The following is a 15905-nucleotide window of genomic DNA, read 5'->3' on the forward strand; positions in this document are numbered from 1 at the left end:
ACAAGAAGCACCCAGGTACAAGGGTTAGAGCGGCAGTTCCACCCGGGCCTCGAGCCCGCCGCCCTCGCGGTTGAACAGGCGCAAGCTGCCGCCATGCTCACGCACGATGGCCCGGGCCGCCGACAGGCCCAGGCCAACGCCGCCGGTGCTCTTGTTGCGTGACGTCTCCAGGCGGAAGAACGGCTCGAACACCTGCTCCAACGCCTCGGGTGCAATGCCCGGGCCACGATCCAGCACCCGCACCCGCACCTGCTCAACACCCTGCTCGAGCACGATGGCCGGTTCGACGCCGTACTTGAGGGCGTTGTCCAGCAGGTTGGTCATCACCCGCTTGAGCCCCAGGGGCCTGCCGCCATACACCAGGCGCGGCGGGCCGCTGAAGGTGATTTCCAGGCCCTGGTCGCGATAATCGTCCACCAGGGTTTGCAGCAGTTCCGCCAGGTCGAACTGGGTCGCCTGCTCCAGGCGTGCATCGTCGCGAAAGAACTCCAGGGCCGAGTTGATCATGGCCTGCATCTCGTCCACATCGCGGAACAGCCGTTGCTGCTGGTCGGCATCCTCGATGAACTCGCCGCGCAGGCGCATGCGAGTCAAGGGCGTGCGCAGGTCATGGGAAATGGCCGCGAGCATCTGCGTACGGTCCTTGATGAAGTGCTGCAACTGCGCCTGCATGGCGTTGAACGCCAGGATCGCCTGGCGGATCTCGTGGGGCCCCACCGGCTCGATGGGTGGCGCGTGAAAGTCCAGGGCAAAGCGTCGTGCACCCAGGGCAAACTGCTGCAACGGCCTGGCCAGGCGGCGGGTGGCGATCAACGCCACCAGGCCGGTGGACACCAGCACCAGGGCGATGACGATCAGGTTGCGGGTACTCACATCCAGCCCCCAGCTGCGGGATGCCGAGGAAAACATCAGCCAGGATTGGTCGGTCAACTGCACCAATAGCGCGTAGCGGCCATTGGGCCCCGGCCAGTCGCTGGGCATGTAGGCCTCCATGCGCCGAGTAGGCGGTTCCAGCGCCTGGCGGATGCCCTCTCCCACGTACTCAGAGTCCTCGACGACTGGCAGATTGAAAGCCTCGCGAGTCGGCTGCCAGACCACGCTGGAATACTCATGGCTGACCGCTGCCGCCAGCCGTGCACGCTGGCCCGGCTCCGAGGCCTCGATCATCAGCACGATGGACGCCGAGTTCTCCAAAATTCCCGACTCTTCCAGGGACGGATAGGCCCAGACCCCGGCCAACTGCACGAACAGCGTATTGAAGGCCAGGGCCGTGAGCATGGCCATGATGATGGTCAGGGCGATCCAGCGCGCCACCGTATCGCGCAACCGATAGCGCCACAGCGACTTGAGGGCCTTCACTGGCGGGTCACGCTGGGGGTGAACAGGTAGCCGCCATTGCGTACCGTGCGGATCATCGCCGGGCGCTTGGTATCGAACTCCAGCTTGCGCCGCAAGCGGCTGACCTGGACATCGATGCTGCGATCGAAGGCGTCATGGGCCTGGCCCCGGGCCAGGTCGAGCAATTGCTCGCGGGTGAGGATGCGCTGCGGGTGCTCGACGAACACCAGCAGCAAGTCGAACTCCCCCGCCGACAGCGGGATCATCACCTGGTCCGGCGAACGCAGTTCGCGCCGGGTCAGGTCCAGTTGCCAATCGGCGAAGCGGATCAACGGCCGTGGAACTTCGCTGGCCAGCGGCCGGCTCTCGCCGGAGCGGCGCAACACCGCGCGCACCCGCGCCAGCAGCTCGCGAGCATCGAAGGGTTTGCCCAGGTAATCGTCGGCGCCCATCTCCAGGCCCACCACCCGGTCGCTCAACTCGCCCATGGCGGTGAGCATGATCACCGGCGTGGCATGCTGCAGCCGCAGGCGCTGGCACAGGGTCAGGCCGTTATCGCCGGGGAGCATCAGGTCGAGGATGATCAGGTCCGGCACCTCCCGTTCCAGGGCCGCCCACAACCCAACGCCATCGGTGGCCACGCTGACTTGGTAGCCCTGTTGGACAAAGAATTTCTTCAGCAGGGCGAGGACTTCGACGTCGTCGTCCACGATCAAGAGACGGCTCACCGGCGGGGATCACTTCAACTGGAAAGGAGCGTTATCTAAAACCATTCGCCGCGTCACGTCATATATTTCAACCCGGTAACAAACCTGCAACGCTGCAATAAAGCAGACATCTTTGCGCAAGGTTCGGCTGTCAGCATCGGCCTCCCACTACTGGAGAACAGCCGACCATGCACCTGATCAAGAACACCTCGGCGCCCGCCCCAGCCATTCGCGAAGAACTGCCCGAACCCTGCCTCACCCATTCGGCCCTGACGCTGCTGCAACGGGTGACCAAGCTCGACGACGCCAGCCTGCATTGCCGCGAGGTCAGCCTGCGCCTGTCGGACGATCAGAACCACTTGGTGCTGACCCGCTACAGCGAGCACTACAGCCCCCAAGGCATGGAATGGGTGGAGCGCAAGCATCGGGTCTCGGTCACCGACCTGCTGCGCTGGGTCATCGAACAGGGCCAGCCCCAAAGCGTCGAACGCGGCGACGACCGACAGGCGTAAAGACAGCGGCAAGCTGCGAGCGGCAAGCTTCAAGATTAAAGCTTGGAGCTTGCGGCTTGCGGCTTGCGGCTTAGACTCCGCTGTTTGCATCGGGCTTCCGGCACGCCAACGCACTCAGTGCCAGGCACACTGCCGCCAGCGAATACACCCACGCCGTGGAGGCCACCGGCAGTAACATGCCGGCGATCAGCGGGCCGAGCCCGGCGCCGATATCCCGCCATACCGCATTGGCCGCCAGGGCTCGCACTCGTCCCGCGCCCGGGTGCCGCTGGGCCACCACTGTCACGACTAGCGGCAGTTGCAGGGCCCGCAGTATCAATACCAGGGCGCCGCCGACGATCAGCCAGTGGCAACCGAACCCCACCAGGGCCACGCAGGTCAGCAGCGAAAAGACGATCAGCATCCGCGTCGCGCCAAAGCGTTGCGCGGCGATGCCGCCCAGGGGGCTGAGGAGCATTTCCGAGACATAGCGCAGGGCCAACAGCGCACCCGCCACCAGCAACGCGTTGCCGGCCATTAGTTGTTCGGCCTGCAACGACAGGCCAATGATGAACAGCCCGTCCAGCACCAGGCCTTCGATGAAGGACCACAGCGCCACGCTGTCGGGACGCTGCAAGCGCCGGCCGGAATGGGCCAGTGGATGAGGCCTGCCAGGTAGGCCGAAGGCCAGCAACATGGCGAGCAGCGAGGTCAGGGCCATGAGCCCGAAGATCACCCGCGGGCCGTATTCGACGCTGACCAGTGCACCGATGAGCAAGGCCAGCATCGGCCCGGTGGCGATCAGCGCGCGGGAGCGGCCGGTGCGGCGGGCGGCGCCCGTGGGCTCGGCGGTGGCCATGACCTGGGTCGAGAGATTGAGGGCGGCGTAACTCAAGCCCCAGCCCAGGCGCAGCAGCAACAACCACCAGAAGCCCGACAGCGTGGCGTAACCCAAAGCGCACAACGCGGCGGTCGCAGCGGCCAGCACGCACACCGGGCGGTCGCCGTGCCGGGCATAGAAGCGCATCACCTGGCCGTAGCCGAAGATCCGCACCAGGCGGTTGGCGGCCAGCAGCAAGCCGGCCTCGGCCAGGGTCACGCCGAAGGCTTCGTGCTGCATGGGCAGCAACAGGTACAGCAGGACATCACCAGGCAAGCACAGGCCGAGGATGCTGGCGCAACGGGCAGAGTCTTGATCGGTACGGCGAAGCGAAGTATCGGGCATGTCAGGCAAACCGGCAGATCGTGAACCCGATGCAGCGTGCCGCCCGTGGCCCGCGCTGACAAACGCTTTATTTGCGCCGTATAGGTAACTAAATTAGACACATGATCAGCGACCTGCCCCCTCTGAACGCGGTCCGCGCCTTTGCCGCGGCCGCCCGCCACGAAAGCTTCAGCCGCGCGGCGGATGAGTTGCACGTGAGCCACAGCGCCATCAGCCGGCATATCAAGTTGCTGGAAGAACACCTGGGCGTGCTGCTGTTCGAGCGTCGTATCCGCCAGTCGGTCCTCACCCCGGCCGGACAGGCTTTTTATGAGCAGGTCAGCGTGGCCCTGACCCAGATCGCCCAGGCCGCCACCGCCCTGCGCCAGGGCGCGGCGCTGCGCAAGGTGACCATCAACGTGCGACCGTCCTTCGCCGTGCGTTGGCTGATTCCACGCCTGCCGCAGTTCATGGCGCAGTACCCGCAGATCCATCCGGAAGTGGTGACCAGCACCCTGCCCCCCGACCCGGCCCGGGAAACCTTCGACCTGGTAATCCGCCGTGGGCGCTCGGGGTGGGCGGCAGCGCTGCAACCGCAACGCCTGCTGGACGACGAAATCCTGGTGGTGGCCGCCCCCGCGCTCTTGCACGACACCCCCTTGCACAGCCCCAAGGACCTGGCACGCCATACCCTGCTGGTCAGCCGCACCCGGCTCAGCGATTGGTCGAAATGGCTCGAGCACTGCCGGCTCAAGCCGCTGCGCAACCCGCCAACCCTGCATTTTGACCATATGCACTTCGTGCTCCAGGCCTGCGTCGACGGCCTCGGCTTGAGCCTGTGCCCCGCCTCGCTGCTGGCCAAGGACCTGGCCAGCGGCCGGCTGGTCTGCCCGCTGCCACAATTACGCCAGCCCCTGACCCACTATTACTACGCCTTGGCCTGCGACGCCGCACCCGAGGCCCAGGTGTTCATCGACTGGATGCAGGCCCAGATCCAGCAGGACGCTGCGCTCAACCTGCCGCAGCTGCCGGCGCGCCAGAACGACCGCTGAAGCGACCAGGCCAATCACCCTTGTGCCTGATTCCGGCGCGGCGGCGCTCTTTCATCGTCCAAGCCCGGAGTGCCCTTGGTGAGTTACGGAATGTTCCTGCTGCTGGCGACCCTGTCCATCCTCAGCTCCGGGCCCGGGGTCGTGCTGGCCCTGTCCAACTCCCTGGGTCATGACTGGGCCGGCACTAGGCACGGATCGCCGGCAGGCTGCCGGGGATCACCTTCTTGGGCTTCGGGATGATGATGGCCACGGCCAGTAAATAACTGGATACAAATGCCTGGGGACGGCGCCGCCAGGCGACGTTTCTGTGACATTGGCTACGCTACCATGGCGCCCCTTTTCTGGCCCCGAGCACCCGCGCGCATGCCCTTGTCCCACGCTCTCGACACCTTGCCTCCCGTACTCGCCGGCCCGCTGTTGCGCCGCCTGGAACCGAGCCGGCTGGTGTTGTGGCTGGTGGGCTCGCAGCCTTTGTCCCTGACCCTGCAACTGCAGACCGAAGGCGCTGCCATGCAGGAATTGACCCTGGATGAACACCAGTGCCAGGTCATCGCCGTGGGCCGCGATGCCTACATCCACCTGATCGACGTGAGCCTGGACGCCGCCCTGCCCGAGGACGTGCCGGTCGCCTATGACCTACTGCTCAGCGATACGCAGCACGGCCTCCAGGGCATGGCCGCTTGGGCGCCCCACTTGCTTTATGACAATGCCCGACGGGCCGAATTCGTACTGCATAGCCGCATCGACAACCTGCTCCACGGCTCCTGCCGCAAACCCCATCACCCGGCCCCCGACGGCCTGCTATGCGCCGACCGCCTGCTGGCGCAAAAACCGGTGACCCAAGACCGCCCCGCATTGCTGCTGATGACCGGCGACCAGATCTACGCCGACGATGTGGCCGGTCCCATGCTGCGGGCCATCCATGCCCTGATCGAACGCCTGGGCCTGTTCGACGAACAGCTCGAAGGCGCCGTGGTGGACGACAGCCAGGCGCTCTACTGCCACCACGCCAGCTACTACCAGCGAGCCGAGTTGCTCCCCGCGCTCAAGAGCAACGAGACCCTGCGCGAGCGGTTCTTCGGCGGGGTGAAGAAGCCGATCTTCACCAGCAGCAGCGCCGACAATCACCTGGTGACCTTCGCCGAGGTGCTGGCCATGTATCTGCTGGCCTGGTCGCCGGTGCCCTGGAGCCTGATCGCGCCCCAGATGCCGCAACTGAGCCCGCAGCACCAGGCGCGCTATGCCAGGGAGCAACGGCATATCGAGGCCTTCGTCGGCGGACTGGACGGCGCGGCGCGGGTCTTCGCCCACCTGTCGTGCCTGATGATCTTCGACGACCACGACATCACCGACGACTGGAACCTCAGCGCCCAATGGGAAGAAACCGCCTACGGCCATCCCTTCTCCAAACGCATCATCGGCAATGCCCTGCTGGCCTACATGCTGTGCCAGGGCTGGGGCAACAACCCCGACGCCTTCCCGGCATTGCTGGAGCAGACCCAGGCCCTGAGTGCCAGCGCGCAAGGCAACCGGCAACTGGACCGGCGACTGCACGACCCGTTGCTCGAGCAACTGCTGCGCTTTGCCCAGTGGCAGTACGTACTGCCCAGCACCCCGGCCCTGGTGGTGCTGGACACCCGTACCCGGCGCTGGCGCAGCGAGTTCAGCCTGGGCCAGCCTTCCGGCCTACTGGACTGGGAAGCCTTGAGCGAACTGCAACACGAACTGCTGGACCACCCTTCGGCGATCATCGTTTCGCCGGCGCCGATCTTCGGCGTCAAGCTGATCGAAACCGTGCAGAAGGTCTTCAGCTGGTGTGGCTACCCGCTGCTGGTGGACGCGGAAAACTGGATGGCCCATCGCGGTTCGGCCCAGGTGATCCTGAATATCTTCCGCCACTCACGCACCCCGGGCAGCTACGTGATCCTCTCCGGCGACGTGCACTACTCCTTCGTCTACGAAGTGCTGATCCGCCATCGCCAGGGCGGCCCGCGGATCTGGCAGGTCACCAGCAGCGGCATCAAGAATGAATTCCCCGCAACCCTGCTGGACTGGTTCGACCGCCTCAACCGCTGGCTCTACTCGCCCCGCTCGCCGTTGAACTGGTTCACCAGGCGCCGGCGCATGAAGGTCATCCCCCATGTGCCCGAGCATGCCAAGGCCGGTGAACGGTTGTGGAACTCTTCCGGGCTGGGCCAGGTGTTCTTCGACGACCAGGGCCAACCCACGGCCATCTACCAGCACAATGCCAACGGCCGCGAGCCGACACGGATGATCGCACCAAGATAGAATCGCCATTCGCCGGCAACCAGGAAGGACCCGCCCGATGGAAAAACAACCGCTGTATCGCAAGGTCAACACGCGGACCCACGGCGTGCACCACAAGATCCATCCGGCCTATGCCCAGCAGCGCCACAGCAAGGCCCTGGCCGCCAAGGAGCAGCAGCGCGGCAGCATGCATTCCGGGCTGCGCCTGGGGCTGGACTACACGCCGCTGTTCCGCTTCTTGCTCAGCCGAGTGGGCGACCCCTGGGATGCGGTGTTCAGTGAGGCCAAGAGCCGCCTGGACCGCGAAGACCCGGTGTTCTGGCTGGTGGCCCGGCATGAACACGAACGCGAGGACTACGTGCGCATCGGCCACTTCAGTTTCTTCAGCGGCTTGTACGTCGACGCTCAGGGGTTGCTGCAAATGGTCGATCCGCAACTGCGCGCAGCGCACATGAGCCCCGACTGCCCCTGCTGTACCCACACCCTGAACGGGGTCCCCTTCGGCTTGCCCTACCAGCGCTCCTGAGTCCATTCGACCATGCCTAGCAACCCCATCACCCAGGAACAGTTGGACGAGATCCGCTATGTGTTGTCGGATGCCTTCGTCGACAACCAGGTGGACTATGCCTACATCGCCCGGCAGACCCAGGCCTACGAGCGGGCCGAGATCGAGCGCATCCTCTACTGCGAGGTGGCGCCAGTGTGCTACGTCAACCTGATGGCGGTGATCCCGGAAATCTGGATGGGTTTCGAGCGCACCTCGCTCCTGGCGGATATCGAAGAAAGCCTGCAGCGACGCCGCAACAGCCGCTGGCAAGCCTTTGTCGATCATCTGTATATCCGCTGGATCCGCTACAGCGGTGGCTATATCTGGAAGGAAATCTGCCAGCACTACCCAGGCTGAAACCCCTATCAGCGATCTCTTATCCGAGCATCGGGGCTGCAGTAGTCGCTGGAGTGCAGCCCTACAGGCTCGGCCTGCATCCGCCCCTGCTCATCGATCTTGCGCAGCAGCGCGGTGCATTGCTGGTCCTGCAGGAACACCAGCTGGTAGGTCGCGCCAGCCTCAGGCACGAAGCTCACGCTCTGCTCACAGACGGCGCGAAAATTCTCCAGCTGCCCGGGTTCGCTGTTGTAGAACATCAGGGCGAAGGGACGATTGGCCGGGAGCTTGAGTTCATTGGCGCCAAAACCTTCCTGGCGCCGCATACGGTCGGTCTCGGCGCTCATGGGAATGCCCAGGCTGCGGAACTTGGGATTGGCGATGCCGCGATGCGGCTTGACCATCACGCCCGAGCCCGGTTTGCGCCAGTCGATGCAATCGCTGTATGGCACGCCACGGACCGAGCCCTGAGACACGATGCGGATCAATGCAGTGTCACCGGCATCCGCCGGAACGCGATAACTGACGGTAGTGGCCTTGAGGGTCGAGACGAAGGTGCAACCGCCCAGGCCCAGGGTCAGGCCGAGCAACACCACAGAGGGAAACCGCATGATTCATCCTTGGGGGGGAGCGACCATCGGTGGCCGCAAAAGGATGGCGATCTTAACTCGGCGTGATCGGCCTGCCACAGGTTTTTCGCCGCTCGAAAACCGCGGCTACGGGCTGCTCAAACCAGTCATGGCGGCTACCGAAGTAGCCGCCATGGCTAGGGTCAGTAGCGAGCGTCCGCCGGCCGGCCACCGTTCGGCCAATCCTTGACCTTGTCCGGGAAGTCCGGACGCGGTTGATGGGAGAAGTACTCGGCCACATCCAGGGCTTCCTGATCCGAGAGGCCACCCTGGCCCAGGGGGAACTTCTCGTGGAAGCCGATCGGCATGTTGCGCTTGACGAAGGCCGCGGCGGTGTAGGTACGGGCCATGCCGGCGCCGATGTTGAACGACTCGTCGCCCCACAGCGGCGGGAAGATCAGGCTGCCGTCGGCACGCTTCAGGCCTTCGCCATCAGCGCCATGGCACACCGCGCACTGCTTGGCGTACACCTGCTTGCCATTCTCGGCGTTGGGCTTGAGGGCGGGATCGATCTTGCCCACGCCACGCCCGGCCACCTTGTCCTCGGGACGGGTGTTCATCTTCATCCACTCGAAGTAGGCCACCATGGCTTGCATGTCCGGGCCAGCCACCGGCAGCGGCTTGCCGTGCATGGAGCGGCGGAAGCAACCGTTGATGCGCTCTTCCAGGGTGATGGTCTTGCCCGCCCGTGGCGCGTAGCCGGGGAAGAATGCCGAGACACCGACAAAAGGCGAACCATCGGCCACGGTGCCAGCGTTGAGGTGGCAGCTGGTGCAGTTCAGCGAGTTGCCGACGTTGTCCGGCAGCAGGGCCTTGGTCTCCAGGTGCAGGCGCATGCCGCGCACCAGTTGCTCGGCGTTCGGCGCGGCCAGCAAGTTGGCCAGGCGTGGGGTTTCAAACGGCGTGCTCTCCACTTGCGGGCTCAGTTGGGCACGCATTTTCTTGACCTGGTTGGCGTCGATGGCCGAACCCTGGTTGCCCCAGCTGCTGCGGACGAAAGTCAGGATCTCGGCGATTTCCTCATCGGCCAGTTGGGCAAATCCCGGCATGGTGTAGACCCGTGGATGGGCCGCGGTCTGGGCGGTCTTCCAGCCGGTCAGGGTGATGTGCAGCAAGGACGTCGGGTTGCTCGACGCCACGCTCGGGTTGCCCGCCAGGGACGGGAACATCTGCGGTACGCCGGCACCATCCTGGCGGTGGCAGTCGGAGCAGAACTGCGCATAACCCAGGCCACCACGAGAGGTGAACAGGTTGCTCGGCGGTGCTGCCGGGGCCTGGACCTCGGACGGCATCGGCAGGTCATCCTTGCCCGCCGGCAGCGACTTGAGATAGGCCGCAATGGCGGTCAGGTCGGCATCGGTGAAGTGCTGGGTACTGTGGTGGATCACATCGGCCATGTTGCCCGAGACCGTGGCGAAGCGGTTCTGCCCGGTCTTGAGCAGTTGCACGGTGTCTTCCACGGTCCACAGGTTACGCAGGCTCAGGGCGCGCCACTCTTCTACCGTCTCCCCGGCCAGGTAATGCTGGCCACCGGATTCGGTGTCGCTCATGGCCTTCTCCTGGAAGGCGATGCCCCGTGGGGTGTGGCAGGAACCGCAATGGCCCAGGCCCTGGACCAGGTAAGCGCCACGGTTGAGCTGTTCGTCACGCTGGGGATCGGGTTTGAAGGGCTGTTTGTCGACGAAGGCGAAGTTCCAGAACCACAGGCCCCAGCGCTGGTTGAAGGGGAAGCCCATGTCGGCCTCCAGGTTGCCCTGGGCCACCGGCTCCACGCCATTCATCAGGTAGGCAAAGAGCGCTCGCATGTCCTCTTCGGTCATCTTCGCGTAGGACGGGTACGGCATGGCCGGGTACAAATGGCTGCCGTCAGGGGTCACGCCTTCGCGCATGGCGCGGTCGAACTGTTCGAAGCTGTAGGCGCCGATGCCAGTTGCCTTGTCCGGGGTGATGTTGCTGGAGTAGATGGTGCCCATGGGCGTCTTCAGCTCCAGGCCGCCGGCCATGACGGCGCCGCCACGGGCGGTATGGCAAGCGATACAGTCGCCGAGCTGGGCCACATACTGGCCACGCTGGATCGTTTCGGCATCGGGGGTGGGGGTAGCTGCCGGAGCAGGCTCGCTACCGTGGGCAGAATGTACGCAGAGCAACGCAGCGCCCAGGAGGCACAAGCGTGACAGAGAAAAAGCCATCAGGTTATTCCTTTAAAACCCGCCTGGGGTGATCCCCTCGGCCGATATCCGCAAAGGTTTTTATTGGTTATCTCGGGCCCTTGGGAGGTAGGCCCGGGGCCCGGTACCTTGTGGGTCCGAGCCTGAGTCCCTTGTAGCGGATTTCTCTGAAAACCCTGTTGATATGGATCATGCACCTGTAGGCAATGGCCTAAACGCCCCCTTGTACGACGTTTTTACTCGGTCGTTTCCACGCCCAGTCCAGCGGCCTGCCAGTCGGTGAACCCCTCGTCCAGGCGCCGCACCTTGAAGCCCCTGGCCCGCAACAACGCCGCAGCGTTGTGCGAGAGCACGCAATAAGGGCCGCGGCAGTAGGCCACCAACTCTTGCTCCGACGGTAGCTCCGCCAGGCGCAGTTCCAGTTCCTCCACCGGGATGTTGATGGCCCCCGGCAGGTGCCCCTGGGCAAACTCCTCCGGCGAACGCACATCCAGCAAGGTCATGCCGCCCTCTTGCAGGCGCTGGCGCAACTCGTCCCGGGAGATCCCTTCCAAGCGCGCCGGTTGCTGGACACTATCGCTGAGCAGCTCGCGGATCTGCCCATGGTTGTAGTCCACATACCGGCGCAAGGCATCGAGCAAGCCCGCCACCGGGCCCTGGGCCAGGCTGTAGAGCACGCGCTTGCCATCACGCCGGGTCTGCACGAAACCGCCGCGACGCAGCTGCTGCAGGTGCTGGGAAGTATTGGCTACCGAAAGGCCCGAGGCCTCCACCAGGCGCTCCACCGGCTGCTCGCCGCGAGCGATGTGCTCCAGCAGGATCAGGCGATGGTGATGCCCGAGGATGCGCGCCAGCTCGGCCATGTCGGCCAGTGGCTGCTGTGGGGAAAGCGAATCGATCATTGACAGTTCCTGCTGCTTTATTGATCATTCAATCATTAAATTGAATGAAATCTTACCACGGAATACCTGGCACTGTACTGCCAGGCTCCCGTATCTGAAGGAGTCCTTATGCATGCACTCATGGCGTTGATCTTACCGGCACTGGCGATCGGTGTCGGCGCAACCGTGGTCCTGGATCTCTGGAACCTGTTCCTGGCCCGGTTCCTGAACATGCCCGGCCCCAACTGGGCCATGGTCGGACGCTGGATCGGCCACTTCCCCAAGGGCCGGTTCGTGCACCAGAACATCGCCCAGGCCGCACCAGTAGCTGGTGAACAAGCGTTGGGCTGGTTGGCCCACTACCTGATCGGGATCGCTTTCGCGGTACTGTTGCTGCTGACCCAGGCCCCGCAATGGCCGTTGCAACCGACCCTGGCCCCGGCGCTGATCGTCGGCGTGCTGACGGTGGCCGCGCCGTTCTTCCTGATGCAGCCGTGCATGGGCGCCGGAGTCGCGGCCAGCAAGACGCCCAAGCCGAGCGTGGCCCGGCTGCGCAGCCTGGTCGGCCACTCGGTGTTCGGCCTGGGCTTGTACGGTTCGGCCATGACCTGGGCCTGGGTGATGGGACAGTAAGGGATGCCGGACTTATCTAGGGTCTGTTGCCATTTCGCCGCGACCGCGCCGGAGCCAGTTTTAGCGCGGAGCTAGGCACGAGACGCGAAGTTTGGCCGTCCAAATGAGCCGTCGAGTAACGACGCGCCGCGCTAAAACCGGCCCGTCCCTTCGGGTTGCGCGACAAATGGCGCCATGCGTCGTTGCAGGACTTGACAAGGGAACGACCATTGCCTGCGTCCTACGCCTAGCCTGGCGCCATTTGACGCGGCAACGCGGTTTGCGCCGAAACGGCAACAGACCCTAGACCCAATCCTCGACGCGCAACCCGGGCACACGCTCGAACTCACGAAGATTGTTGGTGACCAGGGTCAGCCCCAATGACCTGGCATGTCCTGCTATCAGTTGATCGTAGGGACCTATCCGTTTGCCCTTCTGGACGAGTTCGGCCTGTAGCTGGCCACTATGGATCGCGGCGTTATCGTCATAATCCAGCACTTGCAGGCGTGCCACGAAGCTTTCGACACGCCCCAGGTTTTTCTCCGGCACGGCAGATTTTTCCGCACCATAGATCAGTTCCATCAACGTGATGGAACTGATGCACAAACGTCCCTGATTACGGCTGAACGCTTCGCGAACCTGCTGGGGTTTGTTCTTGATGGTAAAGATGCAGATATTGGTATCGAGCATGTACTTGAACATCAGAACTCCTCACGTACCTGTTCGGCTGGCTGCTCCCGTTCAGTCATGAAGTCGGCGCTCACGCTGTCCTGCTCATCAAACCAACTGTCCCAGGACTCGCCCGCCGGAGTGATGATGCGGGTGCGGCCGATCGCGACGATGTCCACCCGTGTGACATCGTCCGGCAACGCCACGGCCTTGGGCATGCGAATAGCCTGACTGCGATTGCTTTTGAATACGGAACCGGTTTCCATCGAATCACCTGCTGCATGAGCCAAAGGTGCCTCAAGTCTAGTGAAGCAAAGGGATATGTCAAAGGTATATCCCTTACGCTCAGCCATCGCCGACCGAACGCTTCAACCCGGTAGCACTCGAAGCAGGATGGCGGATCGAAGCCATGACCCACCTCGAACGTACACAAGGGATAACCATGCTCGAACACCTGGACCTCAACGCCCTGATCGCCACCTACGGCTACTGGGTGATCTTCGTCGGTTGCCTGCTGGAGGGCGAGACTGTATTGATCCTCGGTGGCATGGCGGCGCACCAGGGCAACCTGGAGTGGCCCCAAGTGATCGGCGTGGCCACCCTCGGCGGCATCCTCGGCGATCAGTTGCTGTTCTGGACCGGTCGCTACTCCGGCGCCCGGGTACTGCCCAGGCTCAAGCGCCATCAGGCCGCCATCGAGCGGGTCAAGGGCCTGATCGAACGTTATCCCCTGACCTCGGTATTCGCCGTGCGCTTTCTCTATGGCATGCGCCTGGTAGGCCCGATGGTCATCGGTGCCAGCGGCCTGGCGCCCTGGCGCTTTGCCTTGCTCAATGTGCTCGGGGCCGCGGTCTGGGCCATGTTGTTCGTCGGGGCTGGCTATTGGGCCGGCGAGGCCTTGCAGCATTTTTTCGGCGACCTGAAGCCCTATCGCCTGCCGATCTTCCTCGGCGTGGTGGCCCTGCTGGGACTCGCCGCGCTGGTACGGCACCTGCACAACCGACGCAAGACGAAAACCTCTTGAAGCGGGCGCAAACCCTGGATCGGGAATTTTCATACTGACCCGGCGACTTTATTTCGTTTGTCCCAGGCGGCCGAGGCCGGCTTAGATAACCGCTCGTTTCCGGCATGCAGAGCCCGTCCCATGAGCTACGAAAATATCAGCCGTTCGATCGCCACCGTCCACCCGATCCAGCTCAGCCACGGGCGCAACGCCGAAGTCTGGGACACCCAGGGCAAACGCTACATCGACTTCGTCGGCGGCATTGGCGTGCTCAACCTCGGGCACTGTCATCCGCGCATCGTCGCGGCCATCCAGGCCCAGGCCAGCCGCCTCACCCACTACGCCTTCAACGCCGCTCCGCACGCGCCCTACCTTGAGTTCATGGAGCGCCTGGCCCGCTTCATCCCGGTGAGTTACCCGGTCAGCGGCATGCTCACCAACAGTGGCGCCGAAGCGGCGGAAAACGCCTTGAAGATCGTCCGCGCCGCCACCGGGCGCAGCGCGGTGATTGCCTTCGACGGTGGCTTCCATGGCCGCACCCTGGCCACCCTCAACCTCAACGGCAAGGTCGCGCCCTACAAACAGAAGGTCGGCGTGTTACCGGGCCCGGTGTATCACCTGCCCTACCCCAGCGCCGACAACGGCGTGAGTGCCGAAGAAGCCTTGAAGGCCATGCAACGGTTGTTCAGCGTGGAGATCGATGTCGGCGAGGTGGCCTGCTTCATCCTCGAGCCAGTGCAGGGCGAAGGCGGCTTCCTCGCGCTGGACCCTGGGTTCGCCCAGGCCCTGCGCCGCTTGTGCGACGAGCAGCGGATCCTCTTGGTGGCCGACGAAATCCAGTCCGGCTTCGGCCGCACCGGCCAGCGTTTCGGCTTTTCCCGGCTGGGCATCGAACCGGACCTGATCCTCCTGGGCAAGAGCATCGGCGGTGGGCTGCCCCTGGGCGCGGTAGTCGGCCGCAAGGACCTGCTGGACAGCCTGCCCCGGGGCGGCCTGGGCGGCACCTATTCGGGCAATCCGATCGCTTGTGCCGCGGCCCTGGCGACCCTGGACGAAATGACCGACGAGCATCTGCACACCTGGGGCACGCACCAGGAGCGAGCGATTGTCGAGCGTTACCAGCATTGGAAAGCCAGTGGCCTGTGCCGCTACCTGGGGCGCTTGACCGGCGTGGGCGCCATGCGCGGCATCGAGCTGCTGGATGAGCATGGCGCGCCAGCGTCGCAGCCGTTGAACAATCTGCTGGCCAGTGCCCGGGAAGCCGGCCTGCTGCTGATGCCCAGTGGCAAGTCACGGCATATCGTGCGCCTGCTGGCACCCTTGACCACGGAACCTTCGATCTTCGAAGAGGGGCTGGATATTCTCCAGCAGTGCCTGGCGCGCCTGTAAGTCCAGGCATGCCAGGCAGGCTGGGCTAGAACAGATAGCCCATGTAGACCGCAGCGCCACCGCCGGCCTGCAAGCCGGCGTTCATCCCGGCCATCACCACCGCGCCCTTGGCCGACTGCAGCAGTTGGCGGTTGATGGTGTTGGCCGCGAAAATCGAGGCGGCGGTGGAGTTCACCGCTACCGCCAACGCCAGCAGCTTGGGGTCCAGGCCGAACAGCAAGGCCGTGGCCGAGCCACCCACTCCCAACCCGGCACCGACTTCGGTGTACAGGCAAGGGCCGGTAATGTCGTCGCTGGTCAGGTCACGGCTGGCCAGGGCATCGGAAACGAACACCTTGCCGGTACTAGGGAAGGCTTCGGCCGCACCAGCGCCGCCGACGGTCTTGCCCTTGATCCGGATATTGACCTTGCCGAAACGCGGCAGGCGGGCGCCGAACCCTACCCCCACCCCAAGGCCGCCATAGTGGTAGTGCACATCCTCGCCCTGGGGCGAGCGCAGTACCAGGGACGCACCGCTGCCTGCCAGCAGGGCCACGGTCAGGCCGCCACCGCTGGCGGTCTGGTACTGCCAGCGACTTTCGTTGACCGGGATCGGGATGTTGTAGCTCATG

General features: G+C 64.4%; 17 protein-coding genes and 1 pseudogene. 9 read left to right on the forward strand and 9 right to left on the reverse strand.

Annotated elements, in window-relative coordinates; all coding sequences use genetic code 11:
* Positions 1-24: 24 nt before the first annotated feature.
* Positions 25-1359 carry an ATP-binding protein gene (locus ATY02_RS29745; RefSeq protein ID WP_068588858.1) on the reverse strand — a complete coding sequence of 445 codons (1335 nt, stop codon included), beginning with the start codon at positions 1357-1359 and terminating at the stop codon, positions 25-27.
* On the reverse strand, positions 1356-2066 hold the full coding sequence (locus ATY02_RS29750; RefSeq protein WP_068588861.1) for a response regulator: 711 nt from the start codon (positions 2064-2066) through the stop codon (positions 1356-1358). Before ATY02_RS29750 ends, ATY02_RS29745 begins: the two co-directional genes overlap by 4 nt.
* A gap of 167 nt (positions 2067-2233) precedes the next feature.
* Between ATY02_RS29750 and ATY02_RS29755 the strand changes: the two genes are divergently transcribed.
* Positions 2234-2557 carry a hypothetical protein gene (locus ATY02_RS29755; protein ID WP_068588864.1) on the forward strand — a complete coding sequence of 108 codons (324 nt, stop codon included), beginning with the start codon at positions 2234-2236 and terminating at the stop codon, positions 2555-2557.
* A 70-nt stretch (positions 2558-2627) separates the two neighbouring features.
* Here the strand turns inward: ATY02_RS29755 and ATY02_RS29760 are convergent, their stop codons facing one another.
* The gene (locus tag ATY02_RS29760; RefSeq protein ID WP_068588866.1) at positions 2628-3761 is read right to left on the reverse strand and encodes an MFS transporter; all 1134 of its coding nucleotides are present in this window, start codon (positions 3759-3761) and stop codon (positions 2628-2630) included.
* Between the two features lie 101 nt (positions 3762-3862).
* On the opposite strand from ATY02_RS29760, the gene gcvA reads away from it, so the two are divergent.
* The 5 genes and pseudogenes from gcvA to ATY02_RS29780 all read left to right on the forward strand — a co-directional run bounded on the left by gcvA (position 3863) and on the right by ATY02_RS29780 (position 7964).
* On the forward strand, positions 3863-4792 hold the full coding sequence (gene gcvA, locus ATY02_RS29765) for a transcriptional regulator GcvA (protein ID WP_068588868.1): 930 nt from the start codon (positions 3863-3865) through the stop codon (positions 4790-4792).
* Positions 4793-4867: 75 nt separating this feature from the next.
* Positions 4868-4987 (forward strand): annotated as a pseudogene (locus tag ATY02_RS36260) (LysE family translocator); the annotation flags it as partial.
* 168 nt (positions 4988-5155) lie between these two features.
* Positions 5156-7081, forward strand: coding sequence for an alkaline phosphatase D family protein (locus ATY02_RS29770; protein ID WP_068588871.1), 1926 nt, complete (start codon positions 5156-5158; stop codon positions 7079-7081).
* Positions 7082-7118: 37 nt separating this feature from the next.
* The gene (locus ATY02_RS29775; RefSeq protein WP_068588873.1) at positions 7119-7586 is read left to right on the forward strand and encodes a hypothetical protein; all 468 of its coding nucleotides are present in this window, start codon (positions 7119-7121) and stop codon (positions 7584-7586) included.
* A gap of 12 nt (positions 7587-7598) precedes the next feature.
* Entirely contained in the window at positions 7599-7964 is a 366-nt protein-coding gene (locus tag ATY02_RS29780; RefSeq protein WP_031320450.1) for a hypothetical protein, read from the forward strand.
* An 8-nt stretch (positions 7965-7972) separates the two neighbouring features.
* Here ATY02_RS29780 and ATY02_RS29785 read toward each other — a convergent pair whose 3' ends face one another.
* From ATY02_RS29785 to ATY02_RS29795, 3 genes are all read right to left on the reverse strand, one after another.
* A complete protein-coding gene (locus ATY02_RS29785; protein WP_068588876.1) occupies positions 7973-8554 on the reverse strand; it encodes a hypothetical protein in 582 nt (193 codons plus the stop codon).
* A 161-nt stretch (positions 8555-8715) separates the two neighbouring features.
* Complete coding sequence (locus ATY02_RS29790; protein ID WP_068588878.1) at positions 8716-10761, reverse strand: c-type cytochrome; 2046 nt, start codon at positions 10759-10761, stop codon at positions 8716-8718.
* Positions 10762-10976: 215 nt separating this feature from the next.
* Positions 10977-11642 (reverse strand): ArsR/SmtB family transcription factor, encoded by a 666-nt coding sequence (locus ATY02_RS29795; protein ID WP_068588881.1) that lies wholly within the window; start codon positions 11640-11642, stop codon positions 10977-10979.
* A gap of 108 nt (positions 11643-11750) precedes the next feature.
* Between ATY02_RS29795 and ATY02_RS29800 the strand changes: the two genes are divergently transcribed.
* Positions 11751-12254, forward strand: a complete 504-nt coding sequence (locus ATY02_RS29800; protein ID WP_068588884.1) for a DUF2938 domain-containing protein — start codon at positions 11751-11753, stop codon at positions 12252-12254.
* A gap of 282 nt (positions 12255-12536) precedes the next feature.
* Here the strand turns inward: ATY02_RS29800 and vapC are convergent, their stop codons facing one another.
* The gene (gene vapC, locus ATY02_RS29805; protein WP_068588741.1) at positions 12537-12935 is read right to left on the reverse strand and encodes a type II toxin-antitoxin system tRNA(fMet)-specific endonuclease VapC; all 399 of its coding nucleotides are present in this window, start codon (positions 12933-12935) and stop codon (positions 12537-12539) included.
* Positions 12935-13168 carry a type II toxin-antitoxin system VapB family antitoxin gene (gene vapB, locus ATY02_RS29810; protein WP_068588739.1) on the reverse strand — a complete coding sequence of 78 codons (234 nt, stop codon included), beginning with the start codon at positions 13166-13168 and terminating at the stop codon, positions 12935-12937. The genes vapC and vapB overlap by 1 nt, the downstream gene beginning before the upstream one ends.
* 176 nt (positions 13169-13344) lie before the next feature.
* On the opposite strand from vapB, the gene ATY02_RS29815 reads away from it, so the two are divergent.
* The gene (locus tag ATY02_RS29815; protein ID WP_068588736.1) at positions 13345-13926 is read left to right on the forward strand and encodes a DedA family protein; all 582 of its coding nucleotides are present in this window, start codon (positions 13345-13347) and stop codon (positions 13924-13926) included.
* Positions 13927-14046: 120 nt separating this feature from the next.
* Positions 14047-15294 (forward strand): aspartate aminotransferase family protein, encoded by a 1248-nt coding sequence (locus ATY02_RS29820; RefSeq protein ID WP_068588734.1) that lies wholly within the window; start codon positions 14047-14049, stop codon positions 15292-15294.
* 25 nt (positions 15295-15319) lie between these two features.
* Here ATY02_RS29820 and ATY02_RS29825 read toward each other — a convergent pair whose 3' ends face one another.
* Complete coding sequence (locus ATY02_RS29825) at positions 15320-15904, reverse strand: hypothetical protein (protein ID WP_068588731.1); 585 nt, start codon at positions 15902-15904, stop codon at positions 15320-15322.
* Position 15905: the final 1 nt, after the last annotated feature.

The sequence above is a fragment of the Pseudomonas sp. BIOMIG1BAC genome (assembly GCF_001705995.2).
In the GTDB taxonomy this organism is placed as follows: domain Bacteria; phylum Pseudomonadota; class Gammaproteobacteria; order Pseudomonadales; family Pseudomonadaceae; genus Aquipseudomonas; species Aquipseudomonas sessilinigenes.

What these genes read in the sequence shown, in the direction of transcription:
- ATY02_RS29755 (WP_068588864.1), top strand. Translation starts at nt 2,234, where the DNA reads ATGCACCTGATCAAGAACACCTCGGCGCCCGCCCCAGCCATTCGCGAA.
- ATY02_RS29760 (WP_068588866.1), bottom strand. Translation starts at nt 3,761, where the DNA reads ATGCCCGATACTTCGCTTCGCCGTACCGATCAAGACTCTGCCCGTTGC.
- gcvA (WP_068588868.1), top strand. Translation starts at nt 3,863, where the DNA reads ATGATCAGCGACCTGCCCCCTCTGAACGCGGTCCGCGCCTTTGCCGCG.
- ATY02_RS29770 (WP_068588871.1), top strand. Translation starts at nt 5,156, where the DNA reads ATGCCCTTGTCCCACGCTCTCGACACCTTGCCTCCCGTACTCGCCGGC.
- ATY02_RS29775 (WP_068588873.1), top strand. Translation starts at nt 7,119, where the DNA reads ATGGAAAAACAACCGCTGTATCGCAAGGTCAACACGCGGACCCACGGC.
- ATY02_RS29780 (WP_031320450.1), top strand. Translation starts at nt 7,599, where the DNA reads ATGCCTAGCAACCCCATCACCCAGGAACAGTTGGACGAGATCCGCTAT.
- ATY02_RS29785 (WP_068588876.1), bottom strand. Translation starts at nt 8,554, where the DNA reads ATGCGGTTTCCCTCTGTGGTGTTGCTCGGCCTGACCCTGGGCCTGGGC.
- ATY02_RS29790 (WP_068588878.1), bottom strand. Translation starts at nt 10,761, where the DNA reads ATGGCTTTTTCTCTGTCACGCTTGTGCCTCCTGGGCGCTGCGTTGCTC.
- ATY02_RS29795 (WP_068588881.1), bottom strand. Translation starts at nt 11,642, where the DNA reads ATGATCGATTCGCTTTCCCCACAGCAGCCACTGGCCGACATGGCCGAG.
- ATY02_RS29800 (WP_068588884.1), top strand. Translation starts at nt 11,751, where the DNA reads ATGCATGCACTCATGGCGTTGATCTTACCGGCACTGGCGATCGGTGTC.
- vapC (WP_068588741.1), bottom strand. Translation starts at nt 12,935, where the DNA reads ATGTTCAAGTACATGCTCGATACCAATATCTGCATCTTTACCATCAAG.
- vapB (WP_068588739.1), bottom strand. Translation starts at nt 13,168, where the DNA reads ATGGAAACCGGTTCCGTATTCAAAAGCAATCGCAGTCAGGCTATTCGC.
- ATY02_RS29815 (WP_068588736.1), top strand. Translation starts at nt 13,345, where the DNA reads ATGCTCGAACACCTGGACCTCAACGCCCTGATCGCCACCTACGGCTAC.
- ATY02_RS29820 (WP_068588734.1), top strand. Translation starts at nt 14,047, where the DNA reads ATGAGCTACGAAAATATCAGCCGTTCGATCGCCACCGTCCACCCGATC.
- ATY02_RS29825 (WP_068588731.1), bottom strand. Translation starts at nt 15,904, where the DNA reads ATGAGCTACAACATCCCGATCCCGGTCAACGAAAGTCGCTGGCAGTAC.